6 protein-coding genes, 1 tRNA gene and 1 pseudogene are annotated in these 7505 nt (G+C 66.4%); all 8 read left to right on the top strand.

What is annotated here, in order from left to right; all coding sequences use genetic code 11:
- Positions 1 to 186 (top strand): annotated as a pseudogene (locus tag ABZD10_RS11965) (nitrogen fixation protein NifS); the annotation flags it as partial.
- 110 nt (positions 187 to 296) lie between these two features.
- Positions 297 to 1505, top strand: coding sequence for a class I SAM-dependent methyltransferase (locus ABZD10_RS11960; RefSeq protein WP_372886765.1), 1209 nt, complete (start codon positions 297 to 299; stop codon positions 1503 to 1505).
- Positions 1505 to 1945 carry a TrgA family protein gene (locus ABZD10_RS11955; RefSeq protein ID WP_372886764.1) on the top strand — a complete coding sequence of 147 codons (441 nt, stop codon included), beginning with the start codon at positions 1505 to 1507 and terminating at the stop codon, positions 1943 to 1945. Before ABZD10_RS11960 ends, ABZD10_RS11955 begins: the two co-directional genes overlap by 1 nt.
- Before the next feature lie 3 nt (positions 1946 to 1948).
- Complete coding sequence (locus tag ABZD10_RS11950; protein WP_372886763.1) at positions 1949 to 3085, top strand: NUDIX domain-containing protein; 1137 nt, start codon at positions 1949 to 1951, stop codon at positions 3083 to 3085.
- Positions 3086 to 3140: 55 nt separating this feature from the next.
- Positions 3141 to 4169, top strand: coding sequence for a cysteine synthase A (locus ABZD10_RS11945; protein WP_372886761.1), 1029 nt, complete (start codon positions 3141 to 3143; stop codon positions 4167 to 4169).
- An 8-nt stretch (positions 4170 to 4177) separates the two neighbouring features.
- Entirely contained in the window at positions 4178 to 6514 is a 2337-nt protein-coding gene (locus tag ABZD10_RS11940; protein WP_372886759.1) for a DUF3772 domain-containing protein, read from the top strand.
- Positions 6511 to 7215, top strand: coding sequence for an alanyl-tRNA editing protein (locus ABZD10_RS11935; protein WP_372886757.1), 705 nt, complete (start codon positions 6511 to 6513; stop codon positions 7213 to 7215). Before ABZD10_RS11940 ends, ABZD10_RS11935 begins: the two co-directional genes overlap by 4 nt.
- A 68-nt stretch (positions 7216 to 7283) precedes the next feature.
- Positions 7284 to 7373: transfer RNA gene (locus tag ABZD10_RS11930), tRNA-Ser, on the top strand.
- Positions 7374 to 7505 lie beyond the last annotated feature (132 nt).

Here is a 7505-nt window from a genome sequence, read left to right as displayed (position 1 = left end):
GCCGCCCTGGCCGCCGGCCTTGCCGAGCGCGGCATCATGGCGGGGGGCGGGGATTTCTATGCCGTGCGGCCGTTGCGGGCGATGGGCGTCGATATGGAAAAGGCGGTTCTGCGGCTGAGTTTCGTCCACTACACCAGCCGCGACGAGGTCGACAAGTTGCTGAACGCCCTGGACGATCTGCTGTAACCGCCGGCGCCGCGCGCAGCCCCTGATTGTGTTTGGGGCCATGAAATCCTTGCCCAAACGGGTTTTTCCGCACTAGCATTTCAGGACATCCGCGAGGGGAGGAAGCGGGAATGATCCTGAGGACGACTGAGGGGCAGGCCGATCTGCCCCGCTATTTCGCCAGAGTATTCGAGGTCGCCGGCCGGATCAGGCGCGGGCGTCTCGACTTCGTACTGCCCGACGGGCGCCGGTTCCGCGCCGAAGGGGCGCAGCCGGGGCCGGTGTCGGAACTGCATGTCCACGACCCGGATGTCTTTGCCCGCCTGCTGCGCGAAGGCGACCTCGGGTTCTGCGACGCCTATATCGAAGGCGGCTGGAGCTCACCGGATCTTCAGGCCTTTCTTGATTTCCTGCGCGCCGACAACGACGCGCTTTACGATGGCTTCCCCGGCATGTTCCTGGTGCGCACCTATGAGCGCATGCGTCACTGGATGAACCGCAACACCCGCGAACAGGCCAAGAAGAACATCTCCTATCACTATGACCTCGGCAATGATTTCTACCGCCTGTGGCTGGACGACAGCATGACCTATTCCTCGGCGATGTTCACCTCGGGCCAGGAAAGCCTGGAAAAGGCGCAGGAGGCGAAATATGCCTCGCTGGTCGATCAGATGGGCGCGCAACCGGGCGATCACGTGCTGGAAATCGGCTGCGGCTGGGGCGGCTTTGCCGAATATGCGGCGGCCCGGCGCGGGCTGCGTGTCACCTGTTTGACCATCAGTCAGGAGCAGTTGAAGTATGCGCGGGAACGTATTGAAAAAGCAGGACTTTCGGATAAAGTTACACTAAAGCTTCAGGATTACCGGGACGAGACCGGCCACTATGACGGGATCGCCAGCATCGAGATGTTCGAGGCCGTCGGCGAGAAATACTGGCCGGTCTATTTCGACACCCTGCGCGAGCGTCTGAAGCCGGGCCGCGCGGCCACGTTGCAGATCATCACCCTGACCGACGAACGCTTTGAGACCTACCGAAAAGGAGTTGATTTCATTCAGAAATACATTTTTCCGGGCGGCATGTTGCCAAGCCCCGAGGCGCTGCGCCGGGAAGTGGCGCGCGCCGGGCTCGACTTTGTCCGTTCGATCGAGTTCGGCGAAAGCTACAGCCAGACCCTGCGGCGCTGGCACGAGACCTTCAATACCCGCTGGGGCGAGATCCAGAAAATCGGCTTTGACGACCGGTTCCGGCGGATGTGGAATTTCTACCTGACCTCCTGCGCCGCCGCCTTTCACAGCGGCAATTGCGACGTCACCCAGATCACCGTGCGCAGGCCCGGCTGATGCCCACCGCAGCCAAACTTGTTGCCGCCCTGTGTCTCGGGCTGCTTGCCGTGGTGGTCGCCGAGATGCTGAAGGGGCTGATGCCCTCGGGCAAGATCTTCGGCGCCTTCACCCCGGTCAGCGGGCTGATCGGGGGCATCGTCGGCTGGCGCCATCTGGGGCCGCGCGCCGGGGAAGGCGCCGGGCGCACGATCAGCCATGCGGTGACGGCGGTGGTGATCCTGATCCTTGCCGGGCTATTCGTCTTTGCCAGCTACGAGATGCTGGAACAAGCGATGCTGCACCGCTATAGCGAGGTGATGCAGGCCCTGCGCGGCATTGTCGAGATCGCCCTTGGCTATGGTCTCTACCTCGTAAAGACCCGCGTCCTTGCCGCCCTGGCGGTCGGCGCGGTTCTGTCCGGGCTGGCCACCGAATACGCCTATCGACGCTGGAGATAGAATTTGAAATCGTTGTTTTTCTACGGCACGCTGCGCTACGTGCCCCTGTTGTCGCTCGTGCTGGGGCGCAGCGTCGAAGAGCTTGACCTGGCGCCGGCCAGCCTGCCGGGTCATGGCGTGGTCTGGGCCGACGAACAATCCTTTCCGATGATCGTCGAGGCGACGGGCGCGGCGCCGGGGCTTCTGGTGCGGGGGCTGAGCGAGGCCGACCTGGCGCGGCTGGATTTCTACGAGGGCGGCTTCGGATACGACCTGCGACCGATGCGGGTCGACACGCATGAAGCGGGCGCCAAGGGCTCCGAGGCCTGCGAGGTCTATTTCCCGCACCCCGGCCGCTGGCAGCCGGGCGCGCCCTGGAGCCTCGAGGACTGGATCGCGCGGTCCGGCGAGATGACCCTGCACGCGGCGCGCGAGGTGATGGGCTATTTCGGCTCCCATGCGCCTGATGATCTGGCGCGGATGTTCCCGATGATCCGGGCCCGCGCCACCGCCCGCGTCAATGCCAGGGCGAAGAACCTGGCCCTGTCGCCCGGCGGCTTCGGCGAGGCCGATGTCGAGGTGACCGGCGTGGCCCGCCCCTATGTCGATTTCTATGCCCTCGACGAATTCGACCTGTCGTTCCGCCGCTATGACGGCGGCCAGAGCGACATGGTGCGGCGCGCGGTCTTCGTGGCCACCGACGCGGTGATCGTGCTGCCCTATGATCCGCGCCGCGACCGGGTGCTGCTGATCGAGCAGTTCCGCCCCGGCCCCTTCGCGCGCGGCGATTCCCGTCCCTGGCAGCTCGAGCCGATCGCCGGGCGGATCGACAGCGGCGAGAGCCCGCAGGACACCGCCCATCGCGAAGCCCGCGAAGAGGCGGGGCTGACCCTTCACGGGCTGCACGAAGTGGCGCATTGCTATGCCTCGCCGGGCTGCTCGACCGAGTATTTCGACATTTTCATCGGCATCACCGATCTGCCCGACAGCGTCGTCGGCATCGCCGGGCTGGACAGCGAGGCCGAGGATATCCGCTCGTATCTTTTCGATTTCGATGCGCTGATGCGGATGATCGACGACATGCAGGCGGCCAATGCGCCGCTGGTGCTGGCCGGGCTGTGGCTGGCACGGCATCGCGCGCGGCTGCGCGGCGGCGCTTGAGTTCCGCTGTTGCCCGCCCTAAACAGGAGGGCAGTCAAACAAAAGGAACGCGACGATGCGAATTGCCACCGATCTGGCCGCCGCAGTTGGAAACACCCCCCTGATCCGCCTCAACCGGGCCAGCGAAGCCACCGGCTGCGAGATCCTCGGCAAGGCCGAATTCATGAATCCGGGCCAGTCGGTCAAGGACCGGGCGGCGCTGTTCATCATCCGTGACGCAGTGGCGCGGGGCGCGTTGAAACCGGGTGGCACCATCGTCGAGGGCACGGCCGGAAACACCGGCATCGGCCTGGCGCTGGTCGGCGCCTCGATGGGGTTCAAGACGGTGATCGTCATTCCCGAAACCCAGAGTCAGGAAAAAAAGGACATGCTGCGCCTGGCGGGCGCCGAGCTGGTCCAGGTGCCTGCGGCGCCCTACACTAATCCGAACAATTACGTTCGCTATTCCGGTCGTCTGGCTGAAGAACTTGCCAAAACCGAACCTAACGGTGCCATCTGGGCCAATCAGTTCGACAATGTCGCCAACCGCCAGGCCCATGTCGAGACCACCGGCCCCGAGATCTGGCAGCAGACCGACGGCAAGGTCGACGGTTTCGTCTGTTCGGTGGGCTCGGGCGGCACGCTGGCGGGGGTCGGCGTGGCCCTGCAGCCCAAGGGCGTGAAAGTGGCGCTGGCCGATCCCGGCGGGTCGGGCATGTACAAGCTTTACACCGGCGAGGATCTGGGCGGCGACTCGATCACCGAGGGGATCGGACAGGGCCGCATCACCGCCAATCTCGAAGGCTTCACCCCCGACATGTGCTACCGCATCCCCGATGACGAGGCGCTGCCGGTGGTCTTTGACCTGCTGCAGCAGGAAGGGCTGTGCCTTGGCGGATCCTCGGGGGTCAACGTCGCCGGCGCGATCCGCATGGCGCGCGAAATGGGCCCCGGTCACACCATCGTGACCATGCTCTGCGACTACGGCAACCGCTACCAGTCGAAACTGTTCAACCCGGCCTTCCTCAAGGAAAAGGGGCTGCCGGCACCGACCTGGCTGGGAGAGGGCCCCTCGAGCATCCCCGGCGTCTTCCAGGACGCCTGAGGCTGCCCATGTCTTTTCTGCGCTGTCTGCTGCTGCTTGGACTGCTGCTTCTTGTGCCGGGGCCGTTCGGGGCCTGGGCACAGGGGGCGGCACCCGATTACGACCAGTGGCGCCGGGTGGCGACCCGCGCCGAAGAGGCAATCGGCGCCGGGCGCGCCTCGGAAGCCGCGATGGACGCCCTGCGCAAGCAGCTTGTCACCTGGCGTGGTCAGTTCGTCGAGGCCCAGTCGCAGGCGCGGATTTCGATCGACTCGCTGAAGACCCGGCTCGAACGGCTCGGCCCCGAGCCCGAACCGCCGGCCAGCGAACCCGAGGACATCAGCCGCCTGCGCCGCGAGTTGAACGAGACCCTCGCCCAGACCCGCAGCCCGATCGTCAAGGCCGAGATCGCCCAGGCCGAGGTCGACAAGCTGATCGAGGGGCTCGACAAGATGCTGCGCGAGCGCCAGACCAGCGCCCTGCTGCAACGCGGCGCGTCGCCGCTGAACCCGGGCCATTGGCTGGCCGGGCTTTACGATCTGCGGCGGTCGCTGACCCATCTGGGCACCGAGATCGGCACCGCCTGGGCCTATGAGCGGCGCGCCGAGGGCTTTGCCCAGAACCTGGCCCGCTCGGGGGCTCTGGTGGCCCTGGCCCTGGTGCTGCTGCTGCGTGGCGGCACCTGGACCGGCCGGCTTCTGGCGGCGGTGCAGCGCGATGCCATGTCGCCGGTGCGCTGGCTCGTCGCCTTCTGCCTGTCCCTTGGCTATGTGCTGTTGCCGCTTGCCGGCGTCTACCTGCTGGTCGAGGCCGCCTATGCCACCGATCTGGCGGGGCTGCGCGGCGATCGGATTCTCTCTGCGCTGCCCTTCGCGGCCTTTCTGCTGCTGATGCCGATCTGGATCGGGCGTCGGGTCTTCTCGGCGCCGCCAGCCATCGCAGGCAGCGCAGGGCTGGCACCAAGCGATCAGGCGCGTGGCCTCGGGGCCTCGGTGCTGGTCGGCCTGACACTGGCCAGCCACCATCTGGTGGACACGATCGCCAGATTCGACAACTGGGCACCCGAGGCGCGTGCAGTGGTGGTGTTTCCGCTGATCCTCGCCGGCGCGGTGCTGATGCTGCTGTTCGCCCGCCTGTTCCATCGCCATGCCAAAGCCCATGCGGCGCAGGACGGCAACGAGGCCCGCTATTACGACCAGATCCAGACCCTCTTCATGCGGCTCTATCAGCTTGCCGCAGTCGCCGGTGTGCTGCTGGCGCTGCTGGGCTATACCCGCGCCTCCGAGGCGCTGGTCTTTCCGGCGATCTACACCTTGCAGGTCGTGGCCTTCCTGACGCTGCTGCATCGTCTCTACGCAACGCTCTTCGTCGCCGCGAGCGGCGAGCAGCCCGAGCGCGACGCGGCGCTTTGGCCGCTGGGGCTGTCCTTTGTTTCGGTGCTCGCCGCGGTGCCGCTGTTTCTGGTCATCTGGGGCATGCGCCCGCAGGAGATCGGGCAGCTTTACGCCCAGTTCCTGGCCGGGTTCCGGGTCGGAGAGATCACCGTCTCGCCGACGCAGATCATCGTTTTCGTCGCGGTTTTCGTCATTGGCTATGCGCTGACGCGGATGACCCAGTCGTTCCTGCGCAACACCTTCCTGCCGCGCACCCGCCTCGATATCGGCGGGCAGAACGCGGTGGCCTCGGGGGTCGGCTATGTCGGCATCACGGTGGCGGCGATGGTGGCGCTGAACAACACCGGCATCGACCTCGGTTCGATCGCGCTGGTCGCTTCGGCCTTGTCGATCGGCATCGGTTTCGGCCTTCAGACCATCGTTTCGAACTTTGTCAGCGGCATCATCCTGCTGATCGAGCGCCCGATTGCCGAGGGCGACTGGATCGAGGTCAACGGCCAGACCGGCTATGTGCGCGACATCTCGGTGCGCTCGACCCGGATCGAGACTTTCGACCGCACCGATGTGATCGTCCCCAACAGCGACCTGGTGGCGGGCACCGTCGTCAACTTCACCCGTGGCAACACTGTCGGCCGGGTGATCGTGCCGGTCGGGGTGGCCTATGGCACCGACCCGAGGCTGGTCGAGCGGATCCTGCTCGAGGTGGCCAACGCCCACCCGATGGTGCTGGCCCATCCCGGGCCCAATGTGGTGTTCCGCGGCTTTGGCGCCAGCTCGCTCGATTTCGAGATCCGCGCCATCCTGCGCGATGTCAACTTCGTGATGAGCGTACGCTCGGAGATGAACTACGACATCGTCGCGCGCTTTGCCGAGGCCGGGATCGAAATGCCCTTCCCGCAGCAGGACGTGTGGCTGCGCAACCCCGAGACCCTGCGCCCCATCGGCCAGCCGGCCGCGGACGGCGAGGAATGACCGCGCTTCTGTTTCGCGACGATCCCTATCTGCGCGATGCCATGGCCACCGTCACCGCCCATACCCCCGAGGGGGCCGTGGTGCTGGACCGCAGCCTGTTCTATCCCACCGGGCACGGCCAGCCGGGCGACAGCGGCGCGCTTGACTGGCCGGGCGGCCGCCTTGGCATCGCCACCACGGTGGCATCGGGCCCCCGCGATCTGGCGCTGGTGCCGGCCGAGGCGGCGGCACTGCCGCCGGTCGGAGCCCATGTGCGGCAGCGGCTGGACTGGGCGCGGCGCCACCGGCACATGCGGGTTCACACCGCGTTGCATCTTCTGTCGGTGACGGTCGCCCTGCCGGTGACCGGCGCGGCGGTGGACCGGGCCGGAGGGCGGGTCGATTTCGACGTCTCAGGCACCGAGTCCCATCCCTTTCCCGACCCGGCGGCGCTGTCGGAGCGGCTCAACCGGCTGATCGCGCAGGATCTCGTGGTGCGCGAGACCTGGGCTGCCGATGCCGCGCCCGACCTCTGCGGCGCTCGGGGCGGGCGCCCTCCGGTGCGGATGATCGAGATCGGGGCAGGGCAGGGGCGGGTCGACCTGCAAGCCTGCGGTGGCACCCACGTGGCACGCAGTTCCGAGATCGGCCGGGTGCGGATCGGCCGGATCGAGGACCGGGGGCTGGGCACCCGCCGGGTGCACCTTTATCTCGACGACTGAGAAAAGCCCGGGGGCAGGCGGTTTGCCCTTGCGCGCGGTATCGGGTTTTCGCTAAAGAGCGCAGCAACGGAGCGGTGGCCGAGTGGTCGAAGGCGCACGCCTGGAAAGTGTGTAGGCGGGAAACCGTCTCCAGGGTTCGAATCCCTGTCGCTCCGCCATTCCCGAACAAAAGTGGGAACTGGAGAGGCGGCTGCGTCGCAACTCAAAATGGCCCGTTCCAGTAACGTGGTGCGCCCCACTATTGTGATTTCGTCTTCACCGACTTTGATCTCGTCAATGATTGCTCGAAG

The sequence above is a fragment of the Shimia sp. genome (assembly GCF_041624275.1).
In the GTDB taxonomy this organism is placed as follows: domain Bacteria; phylum Pseudomonadota; class Alphaproteobacteria; order Rhodobacterales; family Rhodobacteraceae; genus Shimia.
Note: the sequence above shows the minus strand (reverse complement) of the source record. Positions and strands in the feature narration are given on the sequence as shown.